Source organism: Weissella confusa (assembly GCA_041871065.1).
GTDB classification, from domain to species: domain Bacteria; phylum Bacillota; class Bacilli; order Lactobacillales; family Lactobacillaceae; genus Weissella; species Weissella confusa_A.
Map to the genome: position 1 here is coordinate 640,435 of CP168942.1, position 16,457 is coordinate 656,891.

Sequence of the window (16,457 nt, forward strand, 5' to 3'; positions counted from 1 at the left end):
AGTTCAAAGACAATATTAAGTAGAACTTGCTGGTATAATAATATCTCAGGGATATAAGAGAAGGAGTTTTTGACATGGGACGTAAGCGACAAGTATCTGTAGCGGGTGTTGTAATTGCATTGGGTGTATTTGCTTTGCAACAAACCGTGCTAAAAGATAATAATGGCACACAAGTAACGAAGACAAATTATGCACAATCAAGTGTTAAGTCTGATGCGAAAGTTAATTATGGCAGCACGTCAGACGAGCACCCAAATGAATCATTAGCATCATCAGTTTTGACAGCTAACGTGGTGAAGCAATTGGGTACGAATAGCGTTCGCTTTAATGGTAATGGTGCCTTCATTCTTAACAACAATAAGACTGATTTGAATGCCAAGGTAAGTTCAGCGCCATATGTGCAACTTGCTAAGCAGGATTCTTTGGGTCGAGCTGGCGCTGCCAATGCGCTACTAACAAAGGCTAGCCGTCAATATCAATCACGTGATCAAACTGGTAATAGTCGCCAAATGGAACCAGTTGGCTGGCACCAGCTATCAATTGGTGGTAACTACAAGATGCTCTATAATCGTGGGCACTCAATCGGTTACGCTTTGGCTGGAAGTGTACGTGGTTTTGATGCTTCTGAGGCAAATCCACAAAACATCACAGCGCAAACGGCGTGGGCTAACCAAGCGTCAAATGGTAACGACAGCAACACTGGTCAAAACTACTACGAGACACAAGTGCGACGTGCGCAAGATAACCGCAAGACGGTGCGTTACCGTGTAACGCCAGTTTACGATGGGGATAACTTGGTACCATCTGGATCACACCTTGAAGCGAAGTCATCAGATGGCTCACTTGAGTTTAATGTGTTCGTTCCTAACGTAGAGCCAGGTGTTGTGATTGATTACAGCACAGGTTACGCGAAGGTAGCTAAGTAATAATATAGATAGAAAAAAGACCGAGATTTTAAAATCTCGGTCTTTTTAGCATATATGATGAACTTGGAGGGAATCGAACCCTCATCTCCGGAACCGGAATCCGACGTGATATCCATTACACTACAAGTCCAATACGTTATTTAGTATAGCCCAATTCTTTTAAAGCGCGCAATAGCATAAAATAGATTAGGTTTAACCTTGCGTTTTGTTAAGTTTACCTTTAATATAATACCTATAAGACTGAAATAAACATTAAAAACACAAACAAGAAAAAGGTGAAAATTATGGCATCATCAGAAGGTAAGGAGATTATGGGGCGAAACATTAAGCGCCTAATCAAGCAACGAGAAATTACAGCGGCCCGTTTGGCTGAAATCGTTGGTGTTTCAACGGCGACGATTTCTGATTGGTCAAACGGTAAGACGTACCCACGTATCGATAAGATTGAAGCAATGGCTGAATACTTTGGTGTGTCAAAGTCTGACCTAGTTGAAGATCCAGATAAGGTTTCAACGGCCGTTGCGACTGATGAACCAGTTTTGATGGCAGCACACTGGGGCTTGGATATTTCAGGATTGCCTGACGAAGATCGTCACCGTGTTATCGACCGTGCCAAGGCATATATTGAAGGATTGATTGCTGACTACGAGGACCGCAATGCGAAGTAATGATTACGATGATCTATTAATGCGCGTAGAGGATGATCTGACGCAACACGGGTTAGAACCTATCATTCTAGATACGATGCCATTAAAAGAAAATTCGGGATTAGACGGTGTTGCTTACTTGAAAGGTGACAAGGCATACATCTTCATCGACCGCGAACTAGATACATTCGATAAGGCACGTACGCTGGTCGAAGAATATCATCACGCTATTTCTGATTTAGGGGATCATTTGGACTATGATGCTGTCCGGGCCCATAATAATGAAGTTAACGCGCGTGAAGAAGTGATTGCCTACATGACTTCAGAAGATGATTTAATGCGTATTGCCCGTCAACACTCAGATGAACCTTTTGCAGCTTGGATGTTAGAAGAGCATTTGGGCTACCCAAGTGATTTTGCTGACGAGACGGTTAACTATTATCAGCGTCGTGGATTACTCCCTGGCTAACATGTTGAAAGAAGGAATCGATTATGGCTTTACCATCTAACCAACGTAACGGTATGCATTTTCAATCAACGCTATCAAATGTCTCAAAAGATAAGCAAAAAGCAGTTAAGTACGCCCAAAAAGGGGCAACTCGTCGAGACATGCTTGAGATTATTAATGCCTTTAACGCAGCCCACCCAATGGACCGCATTAGTTACCGTTAATTAAAACCTAACTTTAGGGTTGAAATTAGTTAAAACCTAATATATAATAAATTATGTCCTAAGCGATAGACGTTTAGGACTTTAATTAACAACATCAGTTAGGTTTAAATTAATCGTGGGAGGTAATGTTATGATTGCAGCATGGAATGGAGTATTTGTTTTGGGGCTTTTGATGGCGATTGCATGGTTGATCTTAGTGACGTTAGCAACTGCGATTGATTTCCTTTGGGATTTGCGTGGCGTACACGTACTACGCGGATTAGGTCGTGTAGCACGTTATGCACTAGCTCGTTTGAGTGGTGCAAACGCTAGTCAAGCACACCAAATTGTTTTGCAAAAATAAGCGAGTTTTCTAACGCATCTGGTTCTGTGAGGCCGGGTGCGTTTTGTTTTGGGACATAGCACATTAAAAATTCACATTTTCTGGAATTTCGTCATAAATTACGCCAAATAAATCTAAAATGTCTTGCTATTCTTTTACAAGAGAGAAATGGAAGGCATGAATGTTATGAAAAAGTGGCAAAAGGTTGGTATGGCAGTTGTGACATTTATTGTCGCACTAGGCATGCAAGTAACAGCATACGGGGAAGAGACGAAAGTGTTTGATACAAACGCACAAACGTCTGCTGTACCAATGGCGGATACGCCTGATAATGAAGAAATGTATACGGCGTATACGACCGCGTTGGGGAAGGTCGATAGTATGCGCGATCGCTTTAAGGCACAAGCCGATGTCGTAGATGCTTTGAAGAAGGCAACTCATCAATTGAGCGATCACCAAGGACAAATGGAACAAGGGTTGTTGTCTCTAGAACAAGCCGCCTACCAATATGTCGCTGACTACATTTTTTTGATTCACGAAATTCGTTTGCTAACGATTTTTGATAACGACCGCGATGGTTGGGAAGATCGTTTGAAGAGTGAAGAAGATCAACTACAGGAAAACCTACACGAGTTCCAATCATTGAACGACCCATTTACGTTGCAACAAATGATTGGTATGGCAGACTTCGATTTGATTAGCGAAGCGTTGTCAGAGGAAGAGGTTGTTAAGGCATCGTCAATTTCATTGGCTAGCCGTGACGAACGTTCATTGATTGATATGACAGGGACGTGGTTCTCAGTTATTGGAACGGTGACGTTGCTTGTGATTTTGACATTGATTGAATTGCACACGAGCTTCATGTCAACGACGTTCCGCCGTACAAAGCGTCGTCTTGTAAATTCTATGAAAAAGTAACAAATGCCCAGGAGCGAATCCTGGGCATTTTTGTTCTTAATCAAAGCAAAAGTGAGCTTTTTTTAAGCTAGTGGCGTATAATAAACATATCGGTTGGTTAGGAGTACTGATTTATTTCAGAACGAAAGATCGACTCGGTTCGTAACAAATTTCATATTTGTTGCGATGTTGAAAGCACGTTGTTACAACTGTTTGCGAAACTTTATACAAAGTCGTATAATAGACAACGTAAAAACGTTTACAAAGAATTTCTGGGAGGAATCTTAATAATGACTGTTAAGATTGGTATCAACGGTTTCGGCCGTATTGGTCGTTTGGCCTTCCGTCGCATCCTTGAGTTGAAGGATACTGCGGACGACATCGAAGTTGTTGCAATTAACGATTTGACTAACCCTGCTATGTTGGCATACTTGTTGAAGTATGACTCAACGCACGGTACTTTGAACGCTGAAGTTTCAGCTGACGAAGAAGGTATCATCGTTGATGGTAAGAAGATCCGCGTTTACGCTGAGCGTAACGCAGCTGACTTGAAGTGGGTTGCTAACGATGGTGTTGAAATCGTTTTGGAGTCTACTGGATTCTACACTTCAGCAGAAAAGTCACAAGCTCACTTGGATGCAGGTGCAAAGAAGGTCTTGATCTCAGCTCCAGCTGGAAACATCCCAACGGTTGTTTACGGAGTTAACCAAGACACTTTGACTTCAGATGATCACATCGTATCAGCTGGTTCATGCACGACGCAATCATTGGCTCCATTGGCTAACGCATTGGACAAGGAATTTGGTATCGAGATCGGTTTGATGACGACGGTTCACGCCTTCACTTCAACGCAAATGATCTTGGACGGTCCTAAGGGATCAAAGTTCCGTTCAAACCGTACTGCTTCAGCAAACACGATTCCTCACTCAACTGGTGCCGCTAAGGCTATCGGTTTGGTTGTTCCTTCTGTTGCAGGTAAGTTGGACGGTCACGCACAACGTGTTGGTGTTGTTGACGGTTCTGTTACTGAGTTGACGACTGTATTGTCAAAGACTGTAACTGCCGAAGAAGTTAACAACGCTGTTAAGAAGTATGTCAACGATTCATTTGGTGTAAACGAAGACGAAATCGTTTCATCAGACATCATCGGCGACACGCACGGTGCTGTATTTGACCCAACTTTGACTAAGGTCATCACTGTTGGTGACAAGCAATTGGTTCAAACTGCTGCATGGTACGACAACGAATACGGTTTCACTTCAAACATGATCCGTACGTTGTTGCACTTGGCAACTCTCTAATTGCTAGTTTCTAGTAGATAGAGTAAAAACAGGTGGTTTAGACATTCTGAACCACCTGTTTTTTGATATAATATAGTTATTGATTTTTATTAAAAGCAATCACACACAGAAAGAAGGACTTTTACAATGGCTAAGTTGACTGTTGAAGACTTGGAATTGAAGGGTAAGAAGGTTTTGATGCGTGTTGACTTTAACGTTCCTTTGAAGGAAGAGAACGGTGAAGTTGTTGTCTCAAACGACAACCGTATCGTAGCTGCATTGCCAACTATTAAGTACGTTTTGGATAACGGCGGACGCGCTATCTTGTTCTCACACTTGGGACGTATCAAGAGTGAAGATGACAAGAAGGGCTTGTCAATGAAGCCTGTTGCACAACGTTTGGCTGACTTGTTGGGTCAACCTGTTACTTTTGTTCCTGCTACTGAAGGTAAGGAATTGGAAGACGCAATCGCTGGTTTGGAAGATGGTCAAGTTTTGATCTTCGAGAACACGCGTTTCGAAGACGTTGTTAACGGTGAAGAAGTTAAGCGTGAGTCAAAGAACGATCCTGAGCTTGGTAAGTACTGGGCTTCATTGGGTGACGTCTTTGTTAACGATGCCTTTGGTACGGCTCACCGTGCCCACGCTTCAAACGTTGGTATCGCTTCAAACATCGCACAAACTGCTGCTGGATTCTTGATGGAAAAGGAAATCAAGTTCTTGGGTGGTGCCGTTGAAAACCCAGAGCGTCCATTCGTTGCTATCATCGGTGGTGCTAAGGTTTCAGACAAGATCACGATTATCGAGAACTTGTTGAAGAAGGCTGACAAGGTTATCGTTGGTGGTGGAATGGCATTTACGTTCGACGCAGCTAACGGTAAGGCTATCGGTAACTCATTGTTTGAAGAAGACAAGGTTGCCTTGGCTAAGCAATTGATCGAAGAAGCTGGCGACAAGTTGGTATTGCCTGTTGACGCCGTAGCAGCTGACAAGTTTGCTAACGATGCTGACACGTACATTGCTGAAGATGGTATCAAGGACGGTTACATGGGCCTTGATGCTGGTCCTAAGTCAATCGAATTGTTCAAGTCAGTTTTGTCAGACGCAAAGACTGTTGTTTGGAACGGACCTATGGGTGTGTTCGAAATGCCTAACTTTGCCAAGGGAACTTTGGCTATCGGTGAAGAATTGGTTAAGGTAACTAAGGAGAACGGTGCAACGACTATCGTTGGTGGTGGTGACTCAACTGCCGCTGTTCAACAACTTGGTGTTGCTGACCAATTGAGCCACATCTCAACTGGTGGTGGTGCTTCATTGGAGTACTTGGAAGGTAAGACTTTGCCAGGTATCGCAGCTATTTCTGAAAAGTAATTTTGTCTCTACAAAATTACAAATCAGCTAATTAGTTGAAAAATAAAACCGCTTAATTCACGATTTGTGAATTAAGCGGTTTTTTGTATTTAGTGGGTTAGTACAGGTAGAATGTAGGTCATCCATAGCCAGCTAAGTGGCATGACGATGATCATTGAAGGAATCATATCTGCAGTGGGAAACATCTTAACTTTAATCATACGGAATCCAGTGGCTAGCATCAGCACACCACCGACAGCCTTAAAGTCTGTAATCATGGCTGGGTTCGTCAGTGGGTAAATGAACCCAGCTAGCAAGAATAGAATAAAGAAGAAAATAAATTGTGGTACGGCGATTACTGAAACCACAAAGCCAAGGTTAGCTGCAAAAATAGTTGCCGTGAAGAAATCCAAAATTGACTTAGAAATCAAAATTGTCGCATCACCAGTCATACCGTTAACCAAGGAACCGTAGATACCAGTTCCTGAGGCGGTGAATAGGACGATGACCGTCAACAAGGTTGCCATGAATTCATCTTCAGGCATACTTGATTTCATTGGGATAACGCGAGCAATTTGGCGTTGCATAAAACCAGCACCACGGTTAACCAGTTGACCAACGTGGAAAATCAACCCAAGTGATGTCCCAAGAATCAAAGCAAAGATGACTGGCGCCATGTTCTTAGTTGGCGCAATGGCAATGACACCCATTGTCATTGAGGCGACGCCGAAAATCATGTTAATTTCATTTTTAAATTTATCAGAAATGCGGTTACCGAAAAGGACACCGACGATACCGCCCGCTAAAACGGACAAAGCATTAATAATAATACCAGTAGGCATATTCATATTCTATTTAACCTCCATAAAGTAGACTGGAAATATCGGAGGTTTGATACCTCCGATGTGACCAAGTCGCCCTTATCAGGGGCGTCCTTGGTCTTTACTCCTGGCTAAAGCCAGGGGTTTAGACCAATAGCAGCCGTGATAAAACGCGATATTTCTATCTTACGCTTAATAAGTAAACGCAACAAATCCAAAAATGTGATAAACTATTCCAAAGAGTAATATTTAAGAGGACGTATTATGGATATCCATAAGTTTGAGGTATTTTTAGATTTGGCGAAAACGCTAAGCTATACCGAGACCGCCGAACGTTTATTCACGACGCAAGGTAACATCTCAAAACAAATCTTAGCGCTAGAAAAGGAATTGGATACGAAGCTGTTTGAGCGTAGCCACCGAACCATCAAATTAACTGAGGCCGGGGGTATTACTGCTATTTATGCAGCCAAAATTATGTCCGAATATGATGCGATGTTGCGTACACTTAATCAGCACGCAGCGGAATCTGAAAATACGCTGACGATCCTTGCGATTCCATCAGTTTCCAACTATCGCGGGTTTGAGTTGATTGCTGCATTCCATCATAAGCATCCGGAAATTTCATTGCACCTATCTGAAGTTGATCACGGCGTTATTACTCAGTCGTTGGACAATGGTAAAGCGGATGTAGTGTTTGGTCGTGACTTCGGGGACATCAATGAGAAGTACGAAACAATCGTGACAGATAAGGATCAGTTTGTTTGCGTTGTACCAAAAGACCATCCATTGGCTGACGCGGCGCAGGTGAAAATTGGCGATTTGCAAGATGAAGAATTCTTATTGCTCGGGCGTGAAACAACGATTTATAACCGTGTGATGGCAATGGCCCGTACCGCTGGCTTCGAGCCAAAAGTGGCCTATGAAGGGCAACGTATCGATATCATCTTAAATATGATTGCTAACGGGATGGGTGTCTCAATCATGATGGAAAAGAGCGTTGATATGTCGGCTAACCCAGATATCATTAAGCGTCCGATTAACCTCAATGATGTGAGTCAATTGGCCTTTATGCGTAAGAATACAGCCCAACATTCTAAGGCAAGTGAGCTCTTTTGGGAGTTCGTCGGTCAAAATAAGTAAACATAATCAAAGCTCATGGTGCGTCCATGAGCTTTTTCTTTTATTATCCGAAAAAGGCGAGTAAACTAACGGTGTCTAACAGAACGTGAGGAATGATTATGTTTCGAATAGGAAAACGATATTTACAACCCATTCCAGTCATACTGGCGGTGTTGTTTTTAATGGTTCAAGTATCGGCGGATTTGTCATTGCCGACAATTACGTCGAACATTATTAATAAAGGAATTGCCCAAAACGATATCGATTATATCTGGCGCATGGGTGGCATCATGTTGTTGATTGCCATTGCCGGCTGGTCAGGGGCAGCGTTGAATGTTTTCTTTGCGGCGACTCAGAGTCAACGATTGGGGATGAAGTTGCGTAGTGCGCTGTTCCGTAAGGTTACCTTTATGGATGCTAAGAACGTTGATAAATTTGGAAACGCAACGCTGATTACCCGAACGACAAATGACGTCACGCAAATCCAAAACGTGTTCCAAACGGTGTTGCGTATGATGCTGATGTCACCACTTTTGTTTGTGGGTGCATCCATCATGGCATGGCGTTTGGATCATCGTTTAACGATGGTTTTCGCAGTTGCGTTGCCAGTTTTGGCCCTCGCTGTGTTTATCAATATGCGCATCTCGGTACCGCGTTTTAAGACGATGCAAAAGAAGGTTGATAAAATCAATCTGATTTTCCAGCAGGGACTGACTGGTGTGCGCGTTATCCGTGCGTTTGATCGTGATGACTACGAGGTTGATAAGTTTAAAGAGGCCAACTATGATTTGACACACACAGCACGTGTTGTCTTTACGACAGTTGCGATGATGATGCCAGTGATGACGATTATTTTGTCATTCACCAACGTTGGGATTGTCTGGTTGGGAGCCAAGTTGATTGGTGCTGACCTGATGCCAATGGGAAACTTGGTGGCATTTTAGACTTACGCGACCCAAATTTTGATGAGTTTTATGCAACTATCAATGGTGATCGTCATGGTACCACGTGCCCAAGCATCAGCGGACCGTATTGATGAGGTCTTGGATTCAGCTGACACGATTACGGATGCTGATCAAACGGTGGCATTGCCTGACGGACCAGCATCATTAGCGTTTGATGATGTGTCATATCGATTTGAAGGCGCCGAACGACCAGCGTTGAGTCATATTACTGCGCAAGCAACAGCGGGGCAAACAATGGCGATTATCGGTGGAACCGGTTCAGGTAAGTCGACGCTGGTTAACTTGATTCCGCGTTTGCTTGATGCAACCGGTGGTCACGTTGACCTGTCAGGGGTTGATGTGAAAAAGCTTTCTCAACATGATTTGCACGAGGAAGTATCGATTACCCAGCAAAAGGCGACATTGTTCACTGGAACGGTTCGCTCAAACATGACGTTCGGTATGCCATATGCGACAGACGAACAAATTTGGGATGCCTTGAAAATCGCACAAGCAGATGATTTTATTCAAGAGCAATGTGGCTTGGATATGACGGTTGAGCAAGGCGGGGCTAACTTCTCGGGAGGTCAGCGTCAACGTTTGACGATTGCCCGTACTTTGATTAAAGACGCGAAGGTTTATGTGTTTGATGATTCGTTCTCAGCGCTAGACTTTGCCACGGATGCACGTTTGCGAGCTGCTATTAATGCTGACGAACGTTTGGCACCGGCAATCAAGGTCATTGTTGCCCAACGAATTGCGACCGTTATGAATGCTGACGTCATCGTGGTGCTAGACAATGGCGAATTAGCAGGGGTTGGCTCGCACCAAGAGCTAGCCAAGACTTGCCCAGCATATCAAGAAATTATGCGGAGCCAATTGTCTGAAGCAGATTTGAAGGAGGTGGGTGTCAATGCGTAGTTATACTAGTGGCGGTCGCGGTGGTGGCCGTGGCGGCATGGGACGCCCCGTCGAAAAAGCAGTCAATTTCTGGCCAACAGTCATTCGCCTGTTTAAGTACTTGCGTAAGGATCGTGCCGGCGTTATCTTTTCGTTAATTATTGCAGCGGTATCAGTTGTGTTGTCAGTTCGTGCGCCAAAGGTTTTGGGTGAAGCGACAACGGTTATCTTTAATGACGTGACACGCTCAGTGAAAATGCATACAGGCATTCACATTAACATGGATAAGGTTTTCCAAATCTTGGTGTTCGTGTCGATTTTGTATGTCTTGAGTGCGATTTTCTCAATCACGCAGCAATGGATTATGACTCGAATTGCGCAACGTACGGTCTATCAATTACGTCAAGACTTCAAAGTGAAAATGACGAAGTTGCCGGTGTCGTATTATGATACCCACCAAAATGGGGACATTATGTCGCGTGTTGTTAATGACATGGATAATATCTCAGGAACGCTAAATCAGTCACTGATTCAGCTGGTGACATCAGCTTTGACATTCGTCGGCGTTATCTACTTCATGCTGACAATTAGCTGGCAATTATCATTGGTCGCATTTGCGACAGTGCCAATTTCCTTGTTAATCGTGCGAACAATTGCGCCGTTGTCACAGCGTTTCTTTGCCCGCCAGCAGGCGTCACTTGGTTTGTTGAATGACCAAGTTGAAGAAACGTTTGCCGGGCACACGGTGGTGAAGACGTTTAACCAAGAAAAGAACGTCATGGTTGATTTTGATGCACAAAACGAAACGTATTATAAGTCGGCCTGGAAAGCGCAGTTCGTTTCGACGTTGATTTTCCCTTCGATGCGTTTCGTCAATAATTTGGATTACCTTGCGATGGCTGTAATTGGTGGCATTAAGGTGGCGTCAGGTTCAGTCAGCTTGGGTGATGTCCAGGCGATGTTGCAGTACACGAATCAGTTTAGTCAACCAATCACTCAGATTGCTAACTTAACGAATACCATTCAGGCAACAGTGGCATCAGCTGAACGTATTTTTGAAGTGCTGGATGAGCCTGAGATGGACAGCCCAGAGCCAGTTGAACCAATTGAAACAGATGATTTGGTGACGTTTGAAAATGTGGCCTTTAGTTATGTACCTGATCAGCCATTGATGACCGATTATAATATGTCGGTGAAGCGGGGGGAAATGGTCGCAATTGTTGGTCCAACTGGGGCGGGTAAGTCAACGATGATTAACCTGTTGGAACGTTTTTATGACACGACGTCAGGGACAATTCGTCTGCGTGGCTTAGACACGAAGTCGATGAGTCGCCAATCCTTGCGTCATCACTTTGCGATGGTGCTCCAGGAAACGTGGTTGTTCTCGGGAACGATTATGGATAATTTGCGTTATGGTCGTTTGGATGCGACGGATGACTTCATCTACGAAGCAGCCAAGATGGCCCACGCGGATGACTTCATTAAGACGTTACCAGATGGCTATGATACGGTACTAAACGAGGAAGCAACGAATATTTCGCAAGGGCAGCGTCAATTGCTAACGATTGCCCGTGCCTTTGTGGCTGATCCGGAAATTTTGATTCTGGACGAAGCGACGAGTTCAGTTGATACGCGTACGGAACGGATGATTCAAGACGCGATGGCACGTTTGATGGCCGGTCGTACCAGTTTCGTTGTGGCTCACCGTTTATCAACGATTCGTTATGCCGACCAGATTTTAGTAATGGAACACGGTAATATCGTTGAACGTGGTAAGCATGATGACTTGTTGGCTGCAAATGGCGCTTATGCAAAGTTGTATAATTCGCAATTTGCTGAAAATGTTGGCTTAACATCATGTTAAGATTTCGATGAAAATGTAACCAGTGCGTGATGGCACTGGTTTTTTTGTCGATTGTACTGCTACAATAGACGTACGATTGTGAGTAGGTAGGAAAGTGGGGATTAGCAAATGATTGAACATTGGATAAATACTGCGCTAATCGTCTTGTTAATCGCGAATACGTTAGGAGCGATTGTCACGGTTTTCCGTGATCGAAACCGTGATATTACGACGGTTTGGGCTTGGATGCTGGTGCTGTTATTGTTCCCAGTTTTTGGTTTTGCGTTCTATTTCTTCTTTGGGCGTAAGCTATCAAATAAGCGTATTTTTGACATTCGAACGCAACGTGTCATGGGTATTGACCGCATTGCGAAGAAGCAAAAGAAGCAAATGGCACACATTGCCACAGCCGATTATCAAGAGGAACAAACGTTTGTTCGTTTGTTCTTGAATAATGAGCAAGCGATTTTTACAAATGAAAATCATGTCTCAGTTATCACGGATGGTAAAGACAAATTTGCGCAATTGTTTGCGGATATCGAACAGGCCAAGCATCACGTGAATGTTGAGTACTATACGATTTATGATGATGAAATCGGAAATCAACTAGTTGATTTGTTGACGAAGAAAGCAGCTGAAGGTGTGCGTGTTCGTGTCATTTATGACATGTGGGGGTCAGGTGGTCGCCACAAGAAGATGTTCAAGCGCTTGCATGAAGCTGGTGGCCAAATTGAAACATTTTTGATTCATGATTGGCAGCCATTTTCATTCCGCGTGAACAATCACAATCACCGCAAGCTAGTGATTATCGACGGTAATATCGGTTATATTGGTGGCTTTAACGTGGGTGACCAATATCTGGGCAAGAAAAAGAAGTTCGGTTACTGGCGTGATACGCATTTGCGTGTTGAAGGTGACGCAGTATTGGCAATGCAAAGTCGCTTCTTCATGGATTGGAATGCAACTACAACGGAAGAAAAGTTGCAGTTTAGTGATGATTATTTCCCAGACAGTACGCAAGCTGGGGATGTGGCGATGCAGATTGTATCATCAGGACCAGAGTCGGATTCAAAACAAATTTATCAAGGGTACTTGCATATGATTGCGATTGCCCGTGAAAGTATCACGATTCAATCGCCATACTTTATTCCGAACCAAGCGATTATGGATGTGCTATCTGTGGCCGCTCGTTCAGGGGTGAAGGTACGCATCATGATTCCAAGTATGCCGGATCACCCGTTTGTCTATCGTGCGACGGAATACTATGCGCGTGCGATGGTTCGAGCGGGCGCTGAAGTTTATACGTATGACAAGGGATTCTTGCACGCTAAGACATTGGTGATTGACGATAAGATTGTTTCGGTCGGTAGTGCCAACATGGATATTCGTTCATTCGCTTTGAACTTTGAGGTGAATGCCTTTATGTACAGCCGTCGATTGGCTGCGGAAATGAATCAGATTTTTGAAAAGGATTTGCGGGTTTCAACGCGTTTGACCCGTCAATACTTCGATAACCAATCAGGATGGCGTAAGTTTAAGCAAATGTTCTCACGTTTGCTGACGCCAATTTTGTAAACAAAAACACGGCAATTTGCCGTGTTTTTTCATTGTAGAAGCGTATAATACAGGGTATTAACGGATAAGATAACGAGGCAATAAAAATGGAGTTTCGAACATTAGCAAATGGGGTAAAGATGCCGGTGCTTGGGTACGGTGTTGCGCAAGTGCAAGGCGCTGAAGCTACCCAAGCAGTAAAGGATGCCATTGCGACCGGCTATCGCATGATTGATACAGCTGTGATTTATGACAATGAAGGCGATATTGGTCGCGCAATTGCCGAAAGTGAAGTTGATCGTCATGACTTGTTTTTGACAACCAAGGTTTGGGTGCAAGACATGAGCTACGAGGGGGCAAAGGCTTCTGTCGCACGTTCATTAGAATTGCTGGGAACTGATTACTTGGATTTGGTGTTGTTGCACCACCCAATTGGTGACATCTGGGGTGCTTGGCGTGCGCTAGAAGAAGATTATAAAGCCGGTCGTATTCGTGCAATTGGTGTGTCGAACTTCTCACCAGCGTTGATGACGCAATTTGTGACATTGAACGACATCGCACCAATGGTGAACCAAATTGAAAACCATCCTTTCCACCAACAAGCAGATAAGGTGGCGTACTTCCAAGAACAAGGCATCTTGGTTGAAGCGTGGGCACCGTTTGCGGAGGGGATGCATGATGTATTCCATTCACCAATTTTGACTAAGATTGCTGAGAACCACGGTAAAGAAGTGGTTCACGTTATTTTGCGTTGGCTGCTTCAACGAGGTATTAGCACAATTCCAAAGTCAATGAAGCCAGCGCGAATGGCCTCTAATTTGGATGTATTTGATTTTGAATTAACAGACGACGAAATGGCACAAATTGCCACGATGAATACGGGTGAAACGTTGTTTGGCGGATCAGATGATCCCGATGTTTCCCATGTGCAAAAGATGTTGAATTGGACCGTAACACACTAGGAGAAGTAGTATGTGGTTTTTTATTATTTTGATTTTGGTCGGACTGTTTGTGTACACGCAATCACGCAAGGCACGTCACGACCATGAAATGCGTAACAAGGCACAAGTCTTGGAAGGCGAATTCAAGGACGTGACCAAGAAGTAAGGTGAAAGGGACTAATCTGCGCGGATTGGTCTCTTTTTACTATCGTCAGGCACCGAAATACCCTGTATAATGGTAGGGACAGAAAAATTAGACAGAATAGGAGCGCGATAAATAATGGACATTCAAGAAATGAAGGCGCGCCAATCTCACATTCGTAACTTTAGTATTGTGGCTCACATTGACCACGGTAAGTCGACGATTTCAGATCGTATTCTGGAAGCAACGCACACGGTTACTGAACGTGAGATGCAAAATCAATTGCTCGACACGATGGATTTGGAACGTGAACGTGGTATCACGATTAAGATGAACGCGGTTGAAGTTCACTACAAGGCGAACGACGGCGAGACGTACATCTTCCACTTGGTTGATACACCAGGTCACGTCGACTTCTCTTATGAAGTGTCTCGTTCATTGGCTGCGGCTGATGGAGCAATTTTGGTTGTTGATGCCGCCCAAGGTGTTGAAGCCCAAACGTTGGCAAACGTTTACTTGGCGTTGGAAAATGACTTGGAAATCTTGCCATTGATCAACAAGATTGACTTACCAGCCGCTGATCCGGAGGCTGTCCGTGCTGAAATCGAAGATGTGATCGGTATTGATGCATCTGAAGCTGTTTTGGCATCAGCTAAGCAAGGTATTGGTATTCCAGAATTGCTTGAGCAAATCGTGGCCAAGATTCCTGCACCAGAGGGTGATTTGGAAGCACCATTGCAAGCGTTGATTTTTGACTCAGCCTACGATTCATACAAGGGTGTTATTTTGACCGTTCGTGTGAAGGAAGGGGTTATGAAGCCGGGTGATAAGATTCGCTTCATGAACTCAGGTGCTGAATACGAAATCACAGAAGTTGGTGTGAACTCACCACACCCTGTGAAGCGTGATTTCTTGATGGCTGGTGATATTGGTTATGTGGCCGCCTCAATCAAGAACATTCGTGACGCACGCCCTGGTGATACGATTACGTCAGTTAAGAACCCAGCAGCTGAAGCGTTGCCAGGTTACCAACCAATGACGCCGATGGTTTACTCAGGTTTGTACCCAACGGATAACTCAAAGTACAACGACTTGCGTGAAGCGCTTGAAAAGTTGCAATTGAACGATGCGTCATTGGAATTTGAGCCTGAAACGTCACAAGCATTGGGATTCGGTTTCCGTACTGGATTCCTGGGCTTGTTGCACATGGACGTTGTGCAAGAGCGTCTTGAACGTGAATTCGATATGGAATTGATCACGACGGCACCATCTGTAACGTACCACGCGTACACGACGGACGGTGAAATGGTTGAAGTGGCCAACCCATCAGAGTTGCCTGAAGCTAGTGCCATCAAGTGGATTGAAGAACCATACGTACACGCACAAATCATGGTGCCTAACGAATACGTTGGGGCAGTTATGGAATTGGCACAACAAAAGCGTGGTGAATTCGATACGATGGATTACTTGGACCAAAACCGCGTTAACGTGAAGTACTACATTCCATTGTCAGAAATCATCTTTGACTTCTTCGATAAGTTGAAGTCAAACACACGTGGTTACGCCTCATTGGATTACGATATTTCAGGTTACCGCAAGTCTGACTTGGTTAAGATTGATATCTTGTTGAACGGTGATAAGGTCGATGCCTTGAGCTTTATCGTGCACAAGGACTTTGCCCAAGAGCGTTCACGTATTATTACGGCTAAGTTGAAGCAAATCATCCCACGTCGTAACTTTGAAATTCCAGTGCAAGCTGCAATCGGTTCAAAGATTGTCTCACGTTCAACGATTAAGGCGTACCGTAAGGACGTTACCTCAAAGATTCACACGGGTGACCCTGATCGTCGTGCAAAGTTGTTGGATAAGCAAAAGCGTGGAAAGAAGCGCATGAAGGCGGTTGGTACGGTTGATGTGCCACAAGAAGCCTTTATGGCGGTGCTTAAGGCTGAAGATGATACAGAATTTGCAAAGGGTGCTAATCACTAATTGTGAATATTCTGCAAATTTCTTTGGTTGAGAGACTACCATTCTCTTCGAAGTTATGGTATTATATTCAGGTTAAATAAACTGACTCTGGTACGCAATGTACTAGG

At 44.1% G+C, this 16,457-nt stretch carries 15 protein-coding genes, 1 tRNA gene and 1 pseudogene; 15 read left to right on the top strand and 2 right to left on the bottom strand.

Annotation, left to right across the window (positions count from 1 at the left end; translation table 11 throughout):
• Positions 1 to 74 precede the first annotated feature (74 nt).
• Complete coding sequence (locus ACAW68_02825) at positions 75 to 926, top strand: DNA/RNA non-specific endonuclease (GenBank protein XGA16510.1); 852 nt, start codon at positions 75 to 77, stop codon at positions 924 to 926.
• Between the two features lie 58 nt (positions 927 to 984).
• Here ACAW68_02825 and ACAW68_02830 read toward each other — a convergent pair.
• A tRNA-Arg gene (locus ACAW68_02830) sits at positions 985 to 1,056 on the bottom strand.
• A gap of 154 nt (positions 1,057 to 1,210) precedes the next feature.
• On the opposite strand from ACAW68_02830, the gene ACAW68_02835 reads away from it, so the two are divergent.
• From ACAW68_02835 to pgk, 7 genes are all read left to right on the top strand, one after another.
• Complete coding sequence (locus tag ACAW68_02835; GenBank protein ID XGA16511.1) at positions 1,211 to 1,594, top strand: helix-turn-helix domain-containing protein; 384 nt, start codon at positions 1,211 to 1,213, stop codon at positions 1,592 to 1,594.
• Positions 1,584 to 2,042: a hypothetical protein gene (locus ACAW68_02840; protein ID XGA16512.1), complete on the top strand. Its 459-nt coding sequence runs from the start codon at positions 1,584 to 1,586 to the stop codon at positions 2,040 to 2,042. Before ACAW68_02835 ends, ACAW68_02840 begins: the two co-directional genes overlap by 11 nt.
• A 23-nt stretch (positions 2,043 to 2,065) precedes the next feature.
• Entirely contained in the window at positions 2,066 to 2,245 is a 180-nt protein-coding gene (locus tag ACAW68_02845) for a hypothetical protein (GenBank protein XGA16513.1), read from the top strand.
• Between the two features lie 130 nt (positions 2,246 to 2,375).
• Positions 2,376 to 2,588: a hypothetical protein gene (locus ACAW68_02850; protein ID XGA16514.1), complete on the top strand. Its 213-nt coding sequence runs from the start codon at positions 2,376 to 2,378 to the stop codon at positions 2,586 to 2,588.
• Between the two features lie 165 nt (positions 2,589 to 2,753).
• Positions 2,754 to 3,485, top strand: coding sequence for a hypothetical protein (locus ACAW68_02855; GenBank protein ID XGA16515.1), 732 nt, complete (start codon positions 2,754 to 2,756; stop codon positions 3,483 to 3,485).
• 269 nt (positions 3,486 to 3,754) lie between these two features.
• A complete protein-coding gene (gene gap, locus ACAW68_02860) occupies positions 3,755 to 4,765 on the top strand; it encodes a type I glyceraldehyde-3-phosphate dehydrogenase (protein ID XGA16516.1) in 1,011 nt (336 codons plus the stop codon).
• A gap of 126 nt (positions 4,766 to 4,891) precedes the next feature.
• Positions 4,892 to 6,115: a phosphoglycerate kinase gene (gene pgk / locus ACAW68_02865; protein ID XGA16517.1), complete on the top strand. Its 1,224-nt coding sequence runs from the start codon at positions 4,892 to 4,894 to the stop codon at positions 6,113 to 6,115.
• Between the two features lie 89 nt (positions 6,116 to 6,204).
• Here the strand turns inward: pgk and ACAW68_02870 are convergent, their stop codons facing one another.
• On the bottom strand, positions 6,205 to 6,936 hold the full coding sequence (locus tag ACAW68_02870) for a DUF554 domain-containing protein (protein ID XGA16991.1): 732 nt from the start codon (positions 6,934 to 6,936) through the stop codon (positions 6,205 to 6,207).
• A gap of 243 nt (positions 6,937 to 7,179) precedes the next feature.
• Here ACAW68_02870 and ACAW68_02875 point away from each other — a divergent pair, with 243 nt between their 5' ends.
• The 7 genes and pseudogenes from ACAW68_02875 to lepA all read left to right on the top strand — a co-directional run bounded on the left by ACAW68_02875 (position 7,180) and on the right by lepA (position 16,350).
• Positions 7,180 to 8,058, top strand: a complete 879-nt coding sequence (locus ACAW68_02875; protein XGA16518.1) for a LysR family transcriptional regulator — start codon at positions 7,180 to 7,182, stop codon at positions 8,056 to 8,058.
• A 98-nt stretch (positions 8,059 to 8,156) separates the two neighbouring features.
• Positions 8,157 to 9,902 (top strand): annotated as a pseudogene (locus tag ACAW68_02880) (ABC transporter ATP-binding protein).
• Positions 9,895 to 11,745 carry an ABC transporter ATP-binding protein gene (locus ACAW68_02885; GenBank protein ID XGA16519.1) on the top strand — a complete coding sequence of 617 codons (1,851 nt, stop codon included), beginning with the start codon at positions 9,895 to 9,897 and terminating at the stop codon, positions 11,743 to 11,745. The pseudogene ACAW68_02880 and the gene ACAW68_02885 overlap by 8 nt, the downstream one beginning before the upstream one ends.
• A 108-nt stretch (positions 11,746 to 11,853) precedes the next feature.
• Positions 11,854 to 13,299 carry a cardiolipin synthase gene (cls, locus tag ACAW68_02890; GenBank protein ID XGA16520.1) on the top strand — a complete coding sequence of 482 codons (1,446 nt, stop codon included), beginning with the start codon at positions 11,854 to 11,856 and terminating at the stop codon, positions 13,297 to 13,299.
• Positions 13,300 to 13,385: 86 nt separating this feature from the next.
• On the top strand, positions 13,386 to 14,240 hold the full coding sequence (locus ACAW68_02895; GenBank protein XGA16521.1) for an aldo/keto reductase: 855 nt from the start codon (positions 13,386 to 13,388) through the stop codon (positions 14,238 to 14,240).
• A 10-nt stretch (positions 14,241 to 14,250) separates the two neighbouring features.
• On the top strand, positions 14,251 to 14,385 hold the full coding sequence (locus ACAW68_02900) for a hypothetical protein (GenBank protein ID XGA16522.1): 135 nt from the start codon (positions 14,251 to 14,253) through the stop codon (positions 14,383 to 14,385).
• Between the two features lie 114 nt (positions 14,386 to 14,499).
• Complete coding sequence (lepA, locus tag ACAW68_02905) at positions 14,500 to 16,350, top strand: translation elongation factor 4 (GenBank protein ID XGA16523.1); 1,851 nt, start codon at positions 14,500 to 14,502, stop codon at positions 16,348 to 16,350.
• The last annotated feature ends 107 nt before the right edge of the window (positions 16,351 to 16,457 follow it).

What these genes read in the sequence shown, in the direction of transcription:
- ACAW68_02845 (XGA16513.1), top strand. Translation starts at nt 2,066, where the DNA reads ATGGCTTTACCATCTAACCAACGTAACGGTATGCATTTTCAATCAACG.
- cls (XGA16520.1), top strand. Translation starts at nt 11,854, where the DNA reads ATGATTGAACATTGGATAAATACTGCGCTAATCGTCTTGTTAATCGCG.
- gap (XGA16516.1), top strand. Translation starts at nt 3,755, where the DNA reads ATGACTGTTAAGATTGGTATCAACGGTTTCGGCCGTATTGGTCGTTTG.
- ACAW68_02900 (XGA16522.1), top strand. Translation starts at nt 14,251, where the DNA reads ATGTGGTTTTTTATTATTTTGATTTTGGTCGGACTGTTTGTGTACACG.
- ACAW68_02885 (XGA16519.1), top strand. Translation starts at nt 9,895, where the DNA reads ATGCGTAGTTATACTAGTGGCGGTCGCGGTGGTGGCCGTGGCGGCATG.
- ACAW68_02835 (XGA16511.1), top strand. Translation starts at nt 1,211, where the DNA reads ATGGCATCATCAGAAGGTAAGGAGATTATGGGGCGAAACATTAAGCGC.
- ACAW68_02895 (XGA16521.1), top strand. Translation starts at nt 13,386, where the DNA reads ATGGAGTTTCGAACATTAGCAAATGGGGTAAAGATGCCGGTGCTTGGG.
- ACAW68_02875 (XGA16518.1), top strand. Translation starts at nt 7,180, where the DNA reads ATGGATATCCATAAGTTTGAGGTATTTTTAGATTTGGCGAAAACGCTA.
- ACAW68_02825 (XGA16510.1), top strand. Translation starts at nt 75, where the DNA reads ATGGGACGTAAGCGACAAGTATCTGTAGCGGGTGTTGTAATTGCATTG.
- ACAW68_02850 (XGA16514.1), top strand. Translation starts at nt 2,376, where the DNA reads ATGATTGCAGCATGGAATGGAGTATTTGTTTTGGGGCTTTTGATGGCG.
- ACAW68_02840 (XGA16512.1), top strand. Translation starts at nt 1,584, where the DNA reads ATGCGAAGTAATGATTACGATGATCTATTAATGCGCGTAGAGGATGAT.
- ACAW68_02855 (XGA16515.1), top strand. Translation starts at nt 2,754, where the DNA reads ATGAAAAAGTGGCAAAAGGTTGGTATGGCAGTTGTGACATTTATTGTC.
- lepA (XGA16523.1), top strand. Translation starts at nt 14,500, where the DNA reads ATGGACATTCAAGAAATGAAGGCGCGCCAATCTCACATTCGTAACTTT.
- pgk (XGA16517.1), top strand. Translation starts at nt 4,892, where the DNA reads ATGGCTAAGTTGACTGTTGAAGACTTGGAATTGAAGGGTAAGAAGGTT.
- ACAW68_02870 (XGA16991.1), bottom strand. Translation starts at nt 6,936, where the DNA reads ATGCCTACTGGTATTATTATTAATGCTTTGTCCGTTTTAGCGGGCGGT.